Origin of the sequence: Acinetobacter sp. YH12129 (genome assembly GCF_013418685.1) — a bacterium.
GTDB lineage: Bacteria > Pseudomonadota > Gammaproteobacteria > Pseudomonadales > Moraxellaceae > Acinetobacter > Acinetobacter amyesii.
Genome location: NZ_VPBP01000008.1, coordinates 80,933 through 98,975, shown reverse-complemented (window position 1 = coordinate 98,975; position 18,043 = coordinate 80,933). Strand labels below are relative to the sequence as shown.

The following is an 18,043-nucleotide window of genomic DNA, read 5'->3' as shown; positions in this document are numbered from 1 at the left end:
CTTCAAATTATTGTGAATTATTTATACAGTAAAAATATGCAGAGGAATGCGATGTATTGCAAGCAAAGCACAAAGATCTGCCATTTAAATAAAGCCAGACAACCTAATTCACGCAGCTCCCATGCGCGACCACATTTATTTGCAGGCATTAATTTTAAGTTGATTAAACTTAAGTCCAGCTCCTTGGTGGTTTGTTCAAGGTTTTGAGTTTGGCTGTATTCAGCGACAGTGGCTAAAAGTGCCGAATCAAATTTGATTTTCAGGCTTAAATAATGTTGTATTCCAAGCAAAACTAGACAAATCACTACATATAGCAAATCGAATAGCATCACATTGCCAAACTGGATGATGAGCCAGAGCGTGAGAATCGCTGCCACATACGCTGAGATGAGCAATCCAGTGGTGGATTGCAACAACTTTGACAGCACCACAAGTTGTAAATTCATGGTGCAAGTCCTTTAAGTTTTAAACGATAAGTATTTAAATGTTTTATTTGCGGTGCTTTAAGCACGACCCAAGGGCGGTTATGGCGAATAATCCTTAAAACATCTTCGACTGAATATTCAGGATGTTGTTTCAATAATAATGCGGCCACTACAGCACTACTTCGTGAATATCCCAAAGCACAGAAGACCAAGATGTTTTGTGCTTCATCATTGTTATTAGATTTCAAGAATAGTTCTAAAGACTCTACAGCGTTATGCAGCTGATTGGCCTGTAAAGGAATCAGGTCTAAACTCAAGTGTTGAGCATAGGAGCACTTTGGATAAGTGGGTAATTCTGCGCAACAATCGAGTAAAGCATCATATTGCTGCATGACCTGTTTGGACGGATAGCGACCTAAATAAATATAACTCTGATTGATTTTGATGAGTTTAGAATCTTCAGGATGGCGATAGGTCCAGATTCGGCTATTGATCCAAGCAAATATAAGGTAGGGTGCGAACAGCATTTTTGCAGCAATAGTCATATCACCATGACTGAGTTTTTGAAAAAAACGGGGTCTATTGAATAAATATGCAAACGAAACTAAAAGCAGACTGCTTGCAGGATAAAGCAGCCAAAGCCACCAACCTTTTGCATGTGCGATTGCGCTACAAAATAAGGCAGCAAACAGATAAAGGATACCGATTTTAAAGTGTTTTAAGCTTAGCCGACTCTGTATATTTTTAGCCCATGGCGCAGGACAGGACATCGGGAATAGCCATAAACATAAGGCACCGACCAATAAACCTGTTGGGATATCTATAAAATGGTGCTGCCAAGTGGTTAGAACTGAGAGACCGATCAAAAAGGACCAACCATCTACCAGATATTTCAGTTTGCCTGCGCTATGCCGACGGAAAAAATCCCAAAGAATCACCAGTAGCACAATATGCAGAGAGGGTGCTTGATTAAACGGTTTATCAAAGCCCATCAAGACATCAAACCACAACCCGAAAAAACCTGTGAGTTCGGGGCGCTCAAAGCTAAAACGTAGCGGGAAAAGTAAAAAGCAGCTGATTGAAATGATTTGTGCTGAAAATAGTCGCAGTACATGTTGCTTTAATTCAAACTTATTCCAACAAAGTAATAAAGACAAACCATAGAACAGATCAATCGACCAATAAGGCACAATACTCCATGGCCAAAGTGGAATATATTTTTCCCATTCAAAGACGATAACAGGTACAGACGCTAAACCCGCAGCGTATTGGTTGGCAAAACCATAACTTAAGAAGAAAAAAGGTGCCAGAAATGCCAAACACAGTAGGCCGTATTTCCAAATTCCTGTTTCCGTATCCAGTTTATGCATAAGATTGACCATCCAAGCTTAAATTTTTTGTGCAACGGAAACGGTAAAAATGCCAAACTCATCAATAACTTGATCGATTTTCTTGAAACCAGCTTGCTCAACCAAGGCATCCATTTCTGCTTGTGAGCGTAAACGCATGACCCATGCATCTCCTTGGCGATGCGAGGTCAGAGCACGGGCGATAAACTCTTGTTGCGGATGCCAAATTTGACCTGTGTAGATGAGATAACCATCTTTCTCAATGGCCTGACTCAAGCCGGTTAAAGACTGTCTAAGCAAATCATTATCACTAAATAATTCGTATAAACCTGAGACCACGGCTAAAGTCGGTTTAGGTTCAACACTGGCTAGTGATGTGGTATCAAAGGCATCCGCTTCTACAAATTTGGCAATCTGGCTTAAACCTCTTTGCTCAATCATTACTTGACCTGCTTGTACATTGATCGAGCTGTAGTCTCTAAGCAGGATGGATTCAGGATGCTCAGGCAGTTTTTGTACAGCATCTAAAATATATCGGCCATGGCCCGCTGCAATATCCATAATCCGTACTGCGTGTTGGGCATCATGTAACTTAGAAGCATATTTCGTTAATAGTGCTTCAATATTTTGTTTTCTAACGCGAATACCACGCCAACCGATCGCATTTAAATACTGTCGATCGATGATGTTACCAAGAGCATTTTGGCTTTCTGATTGATCTCGATAAACAAAATCTAAGGTGCTGCCAGAGTCATATCCTGTCTCTTCACCAATTTTTAAGCCCTTGGAAAAGAGACTACCAATTTTAAGATTTTGTTTGGTTAAGCTCCAAAATGCATGTTTTAAAGAATGTTTTGGAAGCGTTGAACTTAAGGTTTCTGCTACAGCACAGCTCGGGCCAATTTTATCTGCATCTAAAAGTTTAGGTGCGGAATAGGGTTGTTTAAAACATTGTTGAATAAAGCGATGGATTTTATCTGTGGCGATTTTGCGATGTTTTTCACCCAAAGTATCATGATAAAAACCATCTAAGACGTGAAATTCCTTCAATGGATGAGGGAGTTTTTGATAAAACGCCAATTGCGGTTTTTGATGCACCACGTAGTCAGATCCTGAACATAAGACTTGAGTAGGAACAAAAATATTTTGTGCATCTTTAACGATTCGATCTGACGCTGCATATAGACCCAGCAGCATCCGGACTGATATGGCCCGAGCGATCTGCGGGTCTGTTTCATAACTTTGCGCACGTGCAGTATCGTGCGTCAACATTTTGGCTTTGACATAACTATTGATAAAAAAGTTGCCGGCGAATTTGTTGAGGAGTGTTAAGCCGGGTTTTGCAAAAGGCACATAGAGTTTGATGTCAAATGCAGGCGAGGCAAGGCATAAAGCACGAATTTTAGGGGCATAATCATGCACCCATGTCGCGGCTAAAACAGCGCCAACGCTTTGAGCTACAATTGCTATATTTTCTGATCGAATTTGGTAATTTTGTTCTATATGCTGAACAAAATATTGAATGTCTTGAACGCATGCAGAAAAGCTCGGTGCATCTCCTCGTTCACCAGGAGTATTACCGTGACCTCGCGCATCCCAAGCGAAAAAATCAAAATCAGGCAAATTCAATTCATTGACCAAATGCGCCATTCGTCCCGAATGTTCATGGCCACGATGAAATAAGATCACCGCTTTTTTCTTACGGTTGCTTTTTAAACTGCTATTTTCCCAATGTTGATAAAACAAGGATGTTCCATCATGGATCGTAAAGGTATGCTGAGTATTGTTATACATTGTGTTGTTCTCAAAATAATGAATCGACTGACGATCTAAACTGAAATTTATTGTGGGTTGATAATGCTATTTTTAATGCGGTTATAAATCGTAATAAATAATAAAAAGATGGTAATAATCAAAATACTATTGCAGATAAGAGACAATGTATTTAAGCCAACATTCAATATAGAAGAGGTCACGATGATGACGCAGATGATGCTAAATACAAAAGCGCGGTCACTTTTTCCCATTGGACCATCGTAACGACGTTCTTGCCCCACTAATGGCGCCATCACACCGGTATATTCGGCAAGTATGGCGAGAAAACAGGTTAAAATAAGTAATTCAGCTTGAATAAAAGCAAAACAAATTAAACTAAAATAGAGTGCTGAGTCGGAAATCACATCACATAATTCATTATAAAAAGCACCGAGTTTGGATTGTTGGTTGAACTCACGTGCCAGCATGCCATCTATGGCATTGAAGCCCATTCGAATAAGCATCCACACGGGGAAAATCAACAGTAAAATGCCAATACCGTTGTGAGAAAAATAGATATAAATAAAAAATGCCACAGCTAGCGAAATGAACATTGCCAGTAGTGTTACTTGATTTGCTGTAATACCAAGATGATGAAGTGATTTAACCAAAGGTCGAAGCAGGTTTTGAAATGCAGGCTTAAGCTGGTAGATCGAAGGCATATTATTGTTATAGCGGTATGATTTGCATGAATTTTATACGATTGATGCTTAACTTAACAAGAATTTGAATGTTAAAGATTGTCACAGGCCTCAAGATTCGCCTGTATAACGCATTAAGTTTTCTTGTGTAGTACTTGCGACTAATTTTCCATCTTGCCACATTTGTCCATGACTAAGCCCACGTGATTGGGAGGTTCGGGTGGTATTCATGTCATAGAAAACCCAATCATCCACCCGAAAGGCATGATGATAATACATCGAATGATCAAGACTAGTTGCGATGAGTTCAGGAGACAGATAATTTAAACCATGTGTTTTGAGCGCCGCAGAATATAAATTATAGTCTGAATAGTATGCTGCAATGGCCTGATGTATATGAAGTTGGTCAAATTGTGCATCCAAGGCATCATGGAGTTTTAAATATTCTGCATATTGATTTTGATTTAAGACAGAAGTTTGACCGGACGGTGGCAAATCTGTCAGCACGTATTCAATTGGTTTAGATATAAGCTGAAAAGGCTGTAAAAATGTGGATAGATATTCAGGTGAAATAGATGATTGGATTTGCGATTTATAGAATTGCTCTTCTTTGAGCATAATTGGTGGAAACTGTGGGATCAGATCTGGTTCAGGTATTTGATACTCCATACCCGTTTCGTTATTCATATAGGACAACATCACCATATATTGGTTTGCCATGCTGTATGGCGGTCACTTGTCGTGTAGAAAAACTATGGCTATCACGTAAATTTTCGACTTTAAATAAGACGGGCTGATTTGCATGACCCGCAGAAATAAAGTTGGCATGTAAAGAGTGAAGTGGGAGCGTGCAGGTATAGGATGCACTGATTATACTCTGAGCAAGTAATTGTCCACCAAAAATATGGTCACCAAACAGAGGTTTGCTCTGTGCCAAAAAGTAGCCCTGATCTTTGGGCACTACAGTTAATAATTGGATGAGGTCTTGAGTCAGCGTTGTCATATTTTTTTGAAATTTTTGCTTTGTTTAAATGTATTCAACTCAAACTTATTGCACAAGTCATGTTCATGAAAAATATAAAAGTCTTCGCCGGTCTTTCTAGAATAGGCTTATAATCGAGTTTTCCTAGTTGTCCGAATGGAATGACGAAAAAGCAATGACACCTGCATGTAAACTCTTAAAATCTAATAAAATCGACTTTACAATTCATGAATATGATCATGACCCAGAAGCAAAAAGTTTTGGTTTAGAAGCTGCGGAAAAACTTGGTTTAACCGTCGAAGAAGTGTTTAAAACCTTGATGGTTACGGACGATAAAAATTACTTTGTTGCCGTATTGCCTGTGGAGTTTCAGCTGAATTTGAAAAAAGTGGCCACAGCATTTGGCTGTAAAAAACTAAAAATGGCAGACCCAAAAGATGCAGAGCGTTTAACCGGTTATTTGGTTGGTGGTATTAGTCCAGTTGGACAGAAAAAACGCTTAAAAACTGTGATCGATGTTTCTGCACAGAACTTAGCTAAAATCTATGTGAGTGGTGGTAAGCGTGGTTTGGACATTGGTTTAAAACCCGAAGATTTAGCAAAAGTTTTGGGCGCAATCTTTGCTGATGTGATTGATGATTAAATGTGGTTTTTGACTACTTAAATTTAAGTGAATTTAGAGGGAATACCTTCCACTTCAAAATCTATAAAATAACAAAAGCCGCATTGAGCGGCTTTGTGGTTCGATGACGCATCAAGTGTCACGGATTTATTGGACATGGTGCAGCTTTTTATATTCGATATACAGGGTACTAAATTTAGGATTGTAGGCTAAATATGATTATTAGAAGGTATATTTATGGTGCTTCTTGAATTGATATGAGAAATACCGAGCGCGCAGAAATTGATGCCAAATTTGATGTGAAATGAGGGTTGGCAGCTTTGCATATATATATTGATAATGTTGTAAACCAACCATGGGCTGGTTTTTTTTGCATTACATTTGGGATTTGTAATTATCTAAGATAGATTTTCTACCATCAGGAATTGTTTCTATTTCATAGAGCGACTCATATATTTCTTTGTCTTCTGAAAATTTTTTTGAGTCCACAAGCTGCTTTAATTTAGATTTATATTCTGTTTTACCTGCATGGAATAAGCTCGCATAGTAAGCCCATTCTGTTTGATCGTAATAGGGATCATTTTTGGGCATATTATCTAACTGTTTTTTATATAAATTAGCATTGTATAAATAACAGTCTTCAATATCCTTTTTTGGTTTGTTTAAAACTTCAATGAGTAAACATTGAAAATTTTTCATATTGGTTGTTTCTTTTTTTTCTAAAATTGTATTTGTAATAGCAAAGGCTTCTTCATAATTGCCAAGACGCATATTGATGTTTAGTAAAAGGTTATTTCGTTCATTCTCTGAGTTAATTTTAGAAATTTTAGGTAGAATTTTTTTGAGCTTTTGATTGGTTATTTGAGGGTCTAACTCACTTTGAGATTGAATTAGTATCTGATTATATTCATTGATGATTTCTTTACTTTCTGGAGAAAGCTCAGCATCAACTTTAGTTGCTGAACTTTGTGCAAGGGGGGGGGCTGTTTCACTTGAATTACCACAAGCTGAAAGTGGAAGGATTGATAGTAATAATGGAAATATTATTTGTTTCATTAGTTTACACGCTTAGCTGCTGAATTTAGTTTAAAAGTATATTTCTTATATGGAGGAATAGGGGTTACGTATCCCACACTATCTGCTGGTTTCACTGTGTATCCTAATGTTAATTCAACCTCAACGAGTTGTAAGTTTGGCTCTGGTAAAGTGATATCGCAACTTCCAAGCGGTGCTTTCTTTTCATCTGTATCCCAAATTCCTTTTCCAACTGTTAATTTAGTTAGTAACACACTAAGCAGACAAGTTCCTTCTGCTAATACAGTCATGACTCCTGCCATTGGAAGTAGTTGTAAGCTCACTTGGAAACAGGTGGGCTTTTTTGTTATTTCCGTTTTAGCTTTGAATAACGAAAATCCATGAAGTTGCAGAAGCAAAATTTAGTAAAACTTCATGTTTAGAGGCTCATTCATTAATAGTGCTTAATTATATTTAAATGTAAAAATACCTATAAAAAATAGGTATTTAAAATCCGACTAGAACAGTTGTATTTTAATTTAAAAGCTGTAATTTGAAAGAGCGATCTAATAAAGAGACAACAAAATGCCTTATTCAAATACTAAAGCGATTATTGAGCAAATCTATAATTTTGTATTAGAAAAACATGGTTTAGCGTCTAAAAGTCGATTTATGCAGTTATCGATTTTTTTTAAAGAATTACATGAAGGGGATGAGTCAAAATTTACCGCAGATAGGTCTTTTTATTACAAAGGAATATTTAACAACAGAGAAAAAAGTGTATTTGCGAATGCTGCGCCAGACTTTTTTGATAAGCACAAGTTTTTGGATTGGGTTGTTAAATCAATTGATTGATTTCAACCCAATCGTTTGAGTACATATTCATCATTCATGCTGTATAGCCAGTCTGAATAGAAGATATGGATCAGAAATCAGTAGGTGTTTGTTATGAAATACATGCTTATAGTCAATAAAGATGCATGATCAGTATGATGCCAGTAAAGTCTTCAATGATTAAAATTTAACTGCACATTTCGTTCTTTGATTTAAATAAAAGCTTGGTTCAAAGCAGAATATAAAAACCCATGTAAAAGACATGGGTTTTTAGTTTAAGTTGCACAATGTGATAATTTGGCTAAAAAATAAACAATTCGATTCATTTGTTCTATGCTAAATGAGAAAATTATCATTTAGTTCCATTTCAGAAAATTGTATAAATAAAAACAGAAAAGTTCATATCAAAAAAATTAATTTTTAAATACATAGAGATAAGACCAAATTTGCAAGCCGGTAGCAAATCTTCACAAAAATGCAATTATTAACAATAATGATTATCATTAACATAGTTTCACGCTGGCCAGCGTACTAAGCATGACTTGCACAGTTAAAGAAACATAATTACATGACAAAGCTTGGAAAAGCTTAAAAATAGAGGATATGGTCAGATGAAAGAGCTTGCTAATCGCTTGGCGATGCAGCATCTTGTCAATGCATACTCACAAGAAACCGGTAAAGGTATTTTGCTGGAAAAGTATCAACAGAATTCATCACAATTGACGTTTAGCCAAGGCTTGACGTTGTTATGCATCCCTTTAGATTGCATTCAATCACAGTTATTTGTACCACTATCTTATGTCAGCCTTGTTGGTAGACATCGTCTTGCAGATCTCCCATACGTTTTTAATAAAGGACAGAAACTGTCATTTAGTATCACCGCGATCGCGAGTTTATTGCTTGAACAGCTCGTACAAGAGTCAGGTTATACACTGGATGCTTCATCATTATTAGAGCGTTGGATCGAAAGTCGTGAAGCGCTTACACAATTTTTGACACTACGTGAACATGATTTAGAGGCCTTGGTCCAAGCGGAACAAAGTTTCATTGAATCAGAACAGGCCTTAATTTTAGGGCACAGCATGCATCCTGCACCGAAAAGTCGGGTTGGTTTTGTGCATGAAGATTGGGAAAGGTATTCGCCAGAAGCCAAAGGTCTAAGCCAACTGCATTATTGGTTGGTAGCTCCAGAATATATTCAAGAAGGTTCAGCTTTAGATCAAGCTGTATCAGCGCAATTGAAAAGCGAATTGCAATGGCATTTATCAGAAACAGATCAAGCGCTACTGAATGCTTATTCGCATTATAAGTTATTGCCTTTGCATCCTTGGCAAGCACGTTATTTACAGTCAAAAACATGGTTTAAAAACTTAAAAACCAAATTAAAAATTATCGATTTTGGCGAGAAAGGTTGGGCATTTTCCCCAACAACTTCGGTACGCACCATGGCAAGTTTTGCAGCGCCGTGGATGTTAAAACCGTCACTATCTGTAATGATCACCAATTCAATCCGAGTCAATCTTGCCAAAGAATGCCACCGTGGTGAAATGACCCATCGACTTTGGCATTCAAGTCTTGGTGAGCGTATTTTACAGCAATGCCCAACGCTCAAAGCGGTGAATGATCCTGCTTGGATGGCATTGAGTATAGATGATGAAATCGTCGAAGAAACTATTTGTATTTTCCGTGATCAGCCTTTCAGTGAAAAGCAGCAGGTGAGTTGTATTGCATCATTGTGCCAAGATCATCCTGCACAGCCCAAAAACCGTTTTAATGCCTTATTTGAACAAATCGCAAAACAACAACCTGAACTTGATCAAAGCGCCATTGTGATCAATTGGTTTAAACAATTTTTGGCAATTAGTCTGAAACCACTGATGTATATGTACCATCAATACGGAATGGCTTTTGAATCACATCAGCAAAATGTCTTACTTGAGCTTGAACATGCAATGCCTAAATATCTATGGCTGCGCGACAATCAAGGCTTTTACTATATCGAAGAACTTGCAGGTGAGGTCTTAAGCGCATTTCCAGAGTTGCAAGAAAAAGCGCATGCCGTGGGTTCCAAAGCCTTTGTCGATGAGCGCTTTAGCTATTATTTCTTTGGTAATACTTTATTCGGCATTATCAATGCAATTGGTGCAACTGGATATGTCACAGAGCAAGTGTTGATATCGATATTGCAAAATGAACTGTTGGACTTACATCGGGCATATCCAGAAAGTTCATTGATTCATTCATTACTTTATCAGCCGACCTTGCCGTATAAGGGCAATCTGTTGACACGCTTGTATGAGCTGGATGAATTGATTGCCCCAGTCGATCAGCAATCGGTTTATGTACAGTTGCCAAATCCTTTATGTGTGGAACAGAAGGATGTGCAATATGCTTGATTTTATTGGGATAGGCTTAGGGCCATTTAACCTCAGTTTGGCGAGTTTGCTACATAAGCAAAATCATTTGCAGTATCAATTTTTTGAAAAGAAACCACAGTTCGACTGGCATGCGGGTATGCAATTGCCCAATACTGTGCTGCAAGTACCGTTTATGGCCGATCTGGTTTCCATGGTCGATCCAACCAGTCCTTTTAGTTTTTTAAACTATTTAAAGGCACAGCAGCGTTTATACAAATTCTATTTTTTAGAACAAGCGCAGATTCCTAGACGTGAATATAACCATTATTGTCAATGGGTTGCAGACCAACTAGAGCATATTCAATATCAATCAACCGTAAAAGCCATTTATGCCCAAGAGCAAGGCTTTGAGGTCATGGTTGAGCAAGATGGACGTTTTAGACGTTATCAATGTCGAAATCTGGTCATTGGTTCGGGCAATATTCCGCATTTACCACAGTGTCTAAAAGACATACAACAGCAATATCCGGAGCGCTGCTTACATTCTGCAAATTATTGCAATGCAGCGTTAAATCACTTGAAAGGGAATGTGGTTGTACTGGGATCAGGCCAGTCTTCGGCCGAAGTCTTTATGGATTTGTTTGATCGTCAATATATGCAGGATCAAACCACAACAGCGCAGTTTAAATTGCATTGGCTGACTCGTTCTAATGGGTTTTTCCCGATGGAATATGCACCGCTGGGTTTAGAGCATTTTAGTCCAGATTATACCGCGCATTTTTATCAACTAAGCCCCGAAAATAAAGCCGAACAACTGAAGCAACAAGGCTTGTTATATAAGGGCATCAGTGCAAAAACCATCCGTGATATTTACCAAAAACTATATCACCGGAGCATTGGTCAAAATATTCAACAGACGCATTTACATGCTCAGGTGGGTTTGGTTGCTGCTGAGCCGCATGGTGCGGGCATCCGTTTGCAGTTTCAGCATAAAGTCACGGCAGAACAATTCTATCTGGATGCGGACTTTGTCGTGGCTTCAACGGGATATCACAGTCCCGAGTGGCAATATCTCAAATATCTAAAACCACTGATCCAGTGTGATGAATTCGGTCATTGGAAAATCAGCCAGGACTACCGAGTACAGCATGACGCTGTCGGTGAAATTTTTGTTCAAAATCAGGAAATGCACAGTCACGGTGTCGGTACACCAGATTTAGGACTTGGTGCTCACCGTGCAGCGGTCATTGCCAATCAATTATTGGGTTTTAACTTATACGATTTAGGTGATCAAGCGCAAAGTTTCCAACATTTTTCACCCAGTGAAAATGCTGAAATGCACAGTATGGGCATTGTAAAGAAATCAGCGCCAACCAATATCCAAAGACCATTTTCCGTAAAAAAAACCATTGCCAACTATGCAATGAACCGCAATACAACAATGCCGAATAAGCAAGAACAGAATGCGGTTAAACTCGAGAAATTATAATGACATTTGCAAAATTACAGATAAATCAAACGCAGTGGCGCCGTGCAGGGCAAAGACTGATTGAAATGGCGATTGCTGAATTTTTATATGAAGAAATTATTCAGATTCAGCCAGTGGAAAATAACACATGGCAACTCAATCTGGATGACAAAACGTATCAATTTGAAGCGACACAGTTTCTGCTTGGGCATTGGCGTATTGTTGAAGGGAGCGTTCGAGATTTAGGTGATTCGACAGCACAGCCCGCATGGAATCTGCATGAATTTATTCGTGCCTTTTCAACTCAAGCTGAGGTGAAACCTTTTACCAAGGCCTATTTGATTAAAGAAATGAACAATACATGGTTGGCTGAAGCACATGTTTTTGATGAACAGAGATTGCTAAGTCAGGCTGTGCTGTCAGCACCGCACTATCAAATTGAAGGCATGTTGCGTGGACACCCATGGCTCATTATGAGTAAAGGCCGTATGGGTTTTGGCTATGATGATTATTTAAGCTCCGCACCAGAGATTTCTCCAACAGTCAAAGTCTTGTGGTTAGCTGTTCATCGTGATTTAGCTGAGTTTCGTTCGACCGAGGCTTGGGATGCGCAAAGTTTATATCGCCATGAATTGAACTCAGCGCAATTACACGATTTTCAACAGCAATTAGCGGACAAAGCCTTAGATGCTGCTGAATATTACTTTATTCCTGTACATGCATGGCAATGGCATCAGTGGTTAATCCCGACCTATGCCAATGAAATCGTCGATAAGCGCATTGTCGAATTGGAGATTGGACAAGATGATTATGTGCCAATGCAATCAATTCGTACCTTATGCAATACCAGTCATCCTGACCGTCATTATGTGAAGTTACCTGTCAGTATCTTTAATACGGCGGTATATCGAGGGTTGCCTTCAAAACGAAATTTGGCTGCACCTGCGGTGACCGCTTGGCTGAAGGACATTCAACATCATGATGCAGACCTGCAAAAAACACAGGTGGCATTTTTGGGCGAAATTGCGAGTCTCACTTTGCAACAGCCATGTTTTGATCAGATAGACGGTGCGCCTTACCAATTTAAAGAATTGTTTGGTTGTTTATGGCGTGAAAGTGTCGAGCCATGTATTGGTGAACACCAGTTAGCACTTTCCCAAGCAGCATTGTTGCATCGAGACATAAATGGTCGGTCTATTTTATCCGTGTTGATTGAGGCTTCAGGTTTTACCCCTTTGCAATGGCTGAAACGTTTTGCTGAAGTTTGTGTAACACCGCTACTGATTTGTTTATACAAATATGGTTTGGCTTTTTCTCCCCACGGTGAAAACACCATGTTGATCCATGAAAATGGCTTACCGAAAAAAATGGTGCTGAAGGACTTTATTGATGATGTCAATTTAGTTGATGAAGATTTTCCTGAACTCGAAAATTTACCAACTGAAGGGCAAATTTTACTGCGCCATCCTGCTGAAGAACTTAGTCACTTTATCTTTACAGGTTTGTTCATGGTGCATTACCGCTATATCTCTAATGTCTTCCTTGAAGATTATCCACAGCATACAGAACTTGAGTTTTGGCAAACCATCTCCACCGTGATTGACGAATTTCATCAGGCACATCCTGAATTGGCAGATCGTATTGAAAAATTCAGTATGTTCCGTCCACGTTTCGAGAAAATTTGTCTGAACCGTGTTCGACTGTTTACCACCAGTTATAACGACGAAGCAGAACGACCAGTACCTGTATTTTTAGATCCTATTGCAAACCCTGTGAGTCCAAGCACTTTAAATCAGTGGGCGAAACAACAGCATACCGCCGAACAGAAAACGACAACTAATCGTATTGCGTCATAAACAGATTTTTGAGCTAAGAACAGAAAAGATTAAACAAATTTAAAGGACGACATCATGACAACGTTATCACGACAACTACCTGATTTTTATGAATACCATGAGAATGAGACGCAATACTACTTACGACAAATGCAATATCCAGAAGATATGGCTTTGGTTCATAAATGGATGCATGAACCGCATGTTATTCCACAGTGGCAGCTCAATAAGTCAGAAACTGAACTAAAAGTGTATTACGAAAAAATGCTGGCAGATGATCATCACCGAATTTTGATTGTAGGAGTCAATGGTGAAGATGTGGGCTACACAGAGATTTACGAGGGAAAACGGGATCGTTTAGGTTTGTACTACGACGGTGATGAGCTTGATCTAGGTTGGCATTTGTTATTTGGTGAAAAGTCCGTTTTTGGTAAAGGCTATTTACGTCCTGTCATGCGTTTATTGAGTTTTTATATCTTTGAAAATGCCGCATCAGCCAAGATTGTGGGAGAGCCTGATCATAGTGTGAAGCCTTATGCCGTCGTGGTTGAAGACATGTGCTATGAAGCACAGCGCCTAATCCCAATGCCTGAAAAGACCACCATGTTGTATTACTGCTTTAGAGAAACATTTTATTCAAAATTTGGTCATTACTTAAACGACTCCAAGGCATTTCAGCATCAGCAACTAGCTAAGGCGGTGTCATGAGTTATCGCTGCACCCACATGCACATACTGGACATGCGCTTTTCAGCGCATGTTTCAGTGGAAGAGTTTGAACAATGGTTGACTCAAGTTGAGCGCTTTTTTCTGAAAAGTCAGCCCTTTGTTTTGGTTATGCAAACGGCTGAGGGAACGACTTTTCCTGAAGAATATCGGCAAATACAGGCCGTTTGGTACAAGAAGTTTAAACATCTCTTTTTTCAATATTGTTTGGGTCTGGTGCGTATTGCGCAAGATCCAGATGACTTCAAACGTTTAAATACACCCGCGCTGCATGCAGCGTGGCGTGTGCCTTATTACGTTTCATTAGAACAGTCTGATGCGCTGCAATGGGCAGTGCAGAGGTGGATATGCAACAACACCCAAGAAAATTAAATCATGCAATTTCACCATCTCAAATTTCAGTCCTGAGTTTGAGCGTCGTGATTATTTTGTACTTAGCACATGCATTGCCTTTGTATTTTTACAATGTGGCTTTGCCTGCCATTTTACGACATCAAGGGGTAGATTTACGCTGGATCGGCATGTTATCGCTGCTTTATATTCCATGGGCATTCAAGTTTTTTTGGGCGCCTTGGATCGATCAGCTCTATGTCAAAAAACTCGGTAAACGTAAAACATGGCTGTTGTTTACGCAAATCGCATTGGTACTGGGGGTACTGGTTTTAGCCTTTACGCAGTTTTCTTATGGGCTGACTTTATTTGTCATTGTTGGTTTATGGATTTCAACGTTTGCGGCAACGCAAGATATTGCGATTGATGGTTATACCGTAGAGAAATTTACCGAAGGCAATTACCGTCTGGGCAGTATGGCACAGAGTATTGGGGTGGCCGTCGGTAGCATGCTTGGTGGCGCTGCAACTTTATGGATTTACCAATATTGGGGTTGGCAGTCAGCGCTCACAACTTTAGCGCTGCTGACATTTTTAACCATGTTTGCTGTGTTTTTTATTCAAGAAGAACCACAAACTCAAATTGCCAAAGCCAAACCAAGCCTACGACAAGCGTTTAAACGACCTGCGATTCGTTGGGCCTTGCTGCTCATCGTTTGTTATCGCGTGGTGGAAGCACCCGCTATGGCAATGCTGAATCCCATGTTGATCGATCAAAAATGGTCACTGTCTCAGATCGGGGTGTTGATGTCTGTGGTCGGTGCCGGTGTCGGTCTGATTGCAGCTGTTAGTGCAGCTGTATTGCTGAAAAAAATCAAAGCGACGCAATTGTTGGTCTGGGCAGGATGGTTACGTACATTGCTATATGCCGTCATTGGGGCAGCCGTTGTATTGGAGTGGTTGAATCAATGGCATCTGCTTTTAGGTCTATTTGTCGTGTTGATGCTAGCCATTCGTTATATCGCCATGACATCACTCTATGCCTATTTCATGCAGACCAGTTCTAAAGAACAGGCAGGTACCGATTTCACCATATTAGTTTGCTTTGAATTGCTCGTTTACTTTATTGGCGGCGCATTTTCAGGCTTTCTCGCAAAATCATTAGGCTATGGACATTTTTACTTGGTACTGGCAATCGGCTCCGCGATCAGTGTCTTAATTAGTCAATGCATTGTTTTAAAAACACAAAATTTAAAAACTCAAACACTTCCGACTCAATCGGAACTCTAAGAAATGGAAAAGAATATGAAACGTTTAGCTCTACCGATGCAAATGACTTGTCTCAGCCTTGCAATTTGTACTCAGCTTTATGCGCAAGACGTCACATCAGACACAGCACAAAATGCTGCGGTCGAAACGCAAACTGCAGAAGCTACTAAAATGGCACCGATTGTCATGACGGCGACCCGTTCTGCGAAAAGCATTGCCGATATTGCGGGTACGGTATACAGCATTCCCAAAGAAGAAATTGAAAAACAAGCCAATGCTGGTAAAAGCACAGCTGATATTGTCGGTTTATTGGTGCCATCACTGACTCCTTCAAGTGGTACAACGTCTAACTATGGGATGACCATGCGTGGACGTGTGGTGCAATACATGATTGATGGTGTGCCGCAAACGGGATATCGTGATGGATCTCGACAACTGGCAAGTATTAGCCCGTCGATGATTGAACGAATTGAAGTGGTCTCTGGCGCAAGTAGTATTTATGGTTCAGGTGCGACAGGCGGTATTATCAATATCATCACCAAACGAGGTGGATCGGAACCGCTGAGTTTTGAAACAAAAGTCGGTGTCACTTCTGGTAATAACTTTAAGTCTGATGCGCTGGCTTATGAAGCTGCACAAACCATGAATTTTAATCAAGGCAATTTACGCGGAACTTTAGGTGCAAGCTATACCAAACGTGGTGAAATACAAGATAGTCATGGCAATCGTATTGGGCCTGAAATTGCGCAAACAGACCGCCAAGATACCGACACTTTAGATCTAAATGGTCGTGTCAGTTGGAAAATTGCCGATGGTCAAACGCTGAGTTTCGGTGCGCAATATTATAATGATGAGCAAGATAGTGACTATGGCCCTGACTATGGTCCAAATTTAAATGCGCTGCGCTCACAGCCCGTGGGTGGCAAGCTGCCATTGTCATTAAATGCGGTAAAAGGCTTACAACTTGCTGAACAACCACAAACTGAACGCTACAGCATCAGTGCACAATATGAAAATCAAGATATTTTAGGCCATCGTCTAAACGCTGAAACCTATTATCGAAATGAAAAAGCGCGTTGGTTCCCATCTGCACGTCAAATGGCACCTGAACTCTTCTTGGTGTATCAGTCAGAAACCGATATTGATGTGTTAGGCGCACGTGTTGCTCTACAAAAAGATCTTAACTTAAATGGTCGTGAACTGGGGCTAACCTATGGTGTGGATTATGAAAATGAAAAAGATCAACAAAATATCCAAATGTATGACAGCGCAACGTTTATTCAAAGTAATGGTTTGAGTTATCAGCCGTTTAACTACTATGCCTTTGGCCCAGATGTTGAAACAGAAAAACTTGGGGTATTTGCCCAAGCGCAATATGAATTAACCGACCAACTTGGCTTACAAGCTGGCATTCGCCATGAACGTGTAGAAAGCGATGTCGATTCATCTGTGCCTTATATGGAAGCCATTACTGCAGATTTAACCCCAGGCTATGTGGCGAAAACACTGAATGGCGGCAATGTAAAACATGATGCAACGCTGTTTAATGTTGGCGCGGTGTATCACTTAACTGATGCACAGCAAGTGTTTGCCAATTTCTCACAAGGTTCAAACTTGCCCGATGTGCAACGTATGCTGCGTGATGTGCCAGCAAATTCTGTGATTAATAGCCAAACCATTGACCCGATTAAAGTCAATAACTATGAACTCGGTTGGCGTGTACAAAATGCCGGTGGTTTAAATGCAGGAGTGACAGCTTTTTATAATGACTCAGATAAAAGCCTGAAATTTGGTGCGCCGAATTACACCATTGATGTTATTGATACCGATGAGCGTATCTATGGTGTCGAAGCCAATGCCAGTTATGAAGTTCAACCAAATTGGACGGTTGGGGGCACAGTTGCATATACCACGGGCCAATTTAAAAATACCCAAGGTGACTGGCAAGAGTTGGATGCTATTCGTGTAGCACCTTTAAAAGGAACAGCATTTTCAGAATGGCAGTTTGATAATGACATGAGCCTACGTGTTCAAGCTTTAGCGATTGGCGGTACAGACAAAGCCCAAAAAGACGCTGTGAAATATGGATCTGCTCCAGCAGCGGCAATTAAAGGCTTTGCAACGATGGACGTGATTGCCAATGCAAAAGTAGGACCGGGTAATGTGGGCTTTGGTGTCTACAACGTGTGGAATACGGATTATAAATCGGTATACAGCCAGTCGGTTGAAACTGTCTATGGCCCAATTTCTAGCCTAGCTGCTCAAGGTCGTACCTACGGTTTAAGTTATACGGTGAAATACTAATTTAACTCCTGAATCGGGTTTAAAGCACGGTATCGTGACTTACAAAATAGAGGTGGCTTAAGTCACCTCTATTG

The 18,043-nt window shown here is 39.9% G+C and carries 17 protein-coding genes; 9 read left to right on the top strand and 8 right to left on the bottom strand.

What is annotated here, in order from left to right; genetic code table 11:
• Window positions 1–17: 17 nt before the first annotated feature.
• The 6 genes from FTU65_RS06430 to FTU65_RS06405 form a co-directional block, all read right to left on the bottom strand.
• The gene (locus FTU65_RS06430; protein WP_180011879.1) at window positions 18–446 is read right to left on the bottom strand and encodes a hypothetical protein; all 429 of its coding nucleotides are present in this window, start codon (window positions 444–446) and stop codon (window positions 18–20) included.
• Entirely contained in the window at window positions 443–1,795 is a 1,353-nt protein-coding gene (locus tag FTU65_RS06425) for a phosphatase PAP2/dual specificity phosphatase family protein (protein ID WP_373683448.1), read from the bottom strand. Before FTU65_RS06425 ends, FTU65_RS06430 begins: the two co-directional genes overlap by 4 nt.
• Before the next feature lie 18 nt (window positions 1,796–1,813).
• A complete protein-coding gene (locus FTU65_RS06420; RefSeq protein ID WP_180011875.1) occupies window positions 1,814–3,568 on the bottom strand; it encodes a bifunctional alpha/beta hydrolase/class I SAM-dependent methyltransferase in 1,755 nt (584 codons plus the stop codon).
• Between the two features lie 47 nt (window positions 3,569–3,615).
• Window positions 3,616–4,251: a CDP-alcohol phosphatidyltransferase family protein gene (locus FTU65_RS06415; RefSeq protein ID WP_168378667.1), complete on the bottom strand. Its 636-nt coding sequence runs from the start codon at window positions 4,249–4,251 to the stop codon at window positions 3,616–3,618.
• Between the two features lie 90 nt (window positions 4,252–4,341).
• Window positions 4,342–4,917 carry an acyl-CoA thioesterase domain-containing protein gene (locus FTU65_RS06410; protein WP_180011873.1) on the bottom strand — a complete coding sequence of 192 codons (576 nt, stop codon included), beginning with the start codon at window positions 4,915–4,917 and terminating at the stop codon, window positions 4,342–4,344.
• Complete coding sequence (locus FTU65_RS06405; protein ID WP_180011871.1) at window positions 4,910–5,233, bottom strand: acyl-CoA thioesterase II; 324 nt, start codon at window positions 5,231–5,233, stop codon at window positions 4,910–4,912. Before FTU65_RS06405 ends, FTU65_RS06410 begins: the two co-directional genes overlap by 8 nt.
• Window positions 5,234–5,387: 154 nt before the next feature.
• On the opposite strand from FTU65_RS06405, the gene ybaK reads away from it, so the two are divergent.
• Window positions 5,388–5,855 carry a Cys-tRNA(Pro) deacylase gene (gene ybaK / locus FTU65_RS06400; RefSeq protein ID WP_180011910.1) on the top strand — a complete coding sequence of 156 codons (468 nt, stop codon included), beginning with the start codon at window positions 5,388–5,390 and terminating at the stop codon, window positions 5,853–5,855.
• 354 nt (window positions 5,856–6,209) lie between these two features.
• Here the strand turns inward: ybaK and FTU65_RS06395 are convergent, their stop codons facing one another.
• Together FTU65_RS06395 and FTU65_RS06390 are read right to left on the bottom strand one after the other, a co-directional pair.
• Window positions 6,210–6,890, bottom strand: a complete 681-nt coding sequence (locus FTU65_RS06395) for a hypothetical protein (RefSeq protein ID WP_180065101.1) — start codon at window positions 6,888–6,890, stop codon at window positions 6,210–6,212.
• Window positions 6,890–7,159 carry a hypothetical protein gene (locus tag FTU65_RS06390; RefSeq protein WP_180003768.1) on the bottom strand — a complete coding sequence of 90 codons (270 nt, stop codon included), beginning with the start codon at window positions 7,157–7,159 and terminating at the stop codon, window positions 6,890–6,892. Before FTU65_RS06390 ends, FTU65_RS06395 begins: the two co-directional genes overlap by 1 nt.
• A gap of 274 nt (window positions 7,160–7,433) precedes the next feature.
• Between FTU65_RS06390 and FTU65_RS06385 the strand changes: the two genes are divergently transcribed.
• The 8 genes from FTU65_RS06385 (at window position 7,434) to FTU65_RS06350 (ending at window position 17,969) form a co-directional block, all read left to right on the top strand.
• Window positions 7,434–7,703 (top strand): hypothetical protein, encoded by a 270-nt coding sequence (locus tag FTU65_RS06385; protein ID WP_168378663.1) that lies wholly within the window; start codon window positions 7,434–7,436, stop codon window positions 7,701–7,703.
• Between the two features lie 590 nt (window positions 7,704–8,293).
• Window positions 8,294–10,078 carry an IucA/IucC family siderophore biosynthesis protein gene (locus tag FTU65_RS06380; RefSeq protein ID WP_180066523.1) on the top strand — a complete coding sequence of 595 codons (1,785 nt, stop codon included), beginning with the start codon at window positions 8,294–8,296 and terminating at the stop codon, window positions 10,076–10,078.
• Window positions 10,071–11,528, top strand: coding sequence for a lysine N(6)-hydroxylase/L-ornithine N(5)-oxygenase family protein (locus FTU65_RS06375; RefSeq protein WP_180065100.1), 1,458 nt, complete (start codon window positions 10,071–10,073; stop codon window positions 11,526–11,528). Before FTU65_RS06380 ends, FTU65_RS06375 begins: the two co-directional genes overlap by 8 nt.
• Complete coding sequence (locus FTU65_RS06370; protein ID WP_180011390.1) at window positions 11,528–13,363, top strand: IucA/IucC family siderophore biosynthesis protein; 1,836 nt, start codon at window positions 11,528–11,530, stop codon at window positions 13,361–13,363. Before FTU65_RS06375 ends, FTU65_RS06370 begins: the two co-directional genes overlap by 1 nt.
• A 54-nt stretch (window positions 13,364–13,417) precedes the next feature.
• Window positions 13,418–14,050: a GNAT family N-acetyltransferase gene (locus FTU65_RS06365; RefSeq protein WP_180066521.1), complete on the top strand. Its 633-nt coding sequence runs from the start codon at window positions 13,418–13,420 to the stop codon at window positions 14,048–14,050.
• Window positions 14,047–14,439, top strand: a complete 393-nt coding sequence (locus FTU65_RS06360) for a hypothetical protein (protein WP_078190999.1) — start codon at window positions 14,047–14,049, stop codon at window positions 14,437–14,439. Before FTU65_RS06365 ends, FTU65_RS06360 begins: the two co-directional genes overlap by 4 nt.
• Entirely contained in the window at window positions 14,415–15,686 is a 1,272-nt protein-coding gene (locus FTU65_RS06355) for an MFS transporter (RefSeq protein WP_257222626.1), read from the top strand. Before FTU65_RS06360 ends, FTU65_RS06355 begins: the two co-directional genes overlap by 25 nt.
• Window positions 15,687–15,701: 15 nt before the next feature.
• Window positions 15,702–17,969, top strand: a complete 2,268-nt coding sequence (locus FTU65_RS06350; RefSeq protein WP_180065098.1) for a TonB-dependent receptor — start codon at window positions 15,702–15,704, stop codon at window positions 17,967–17,969.
• The last annotated feature ends 74 nt before the right edge of the window (window positions 17,970–18,043 follow it).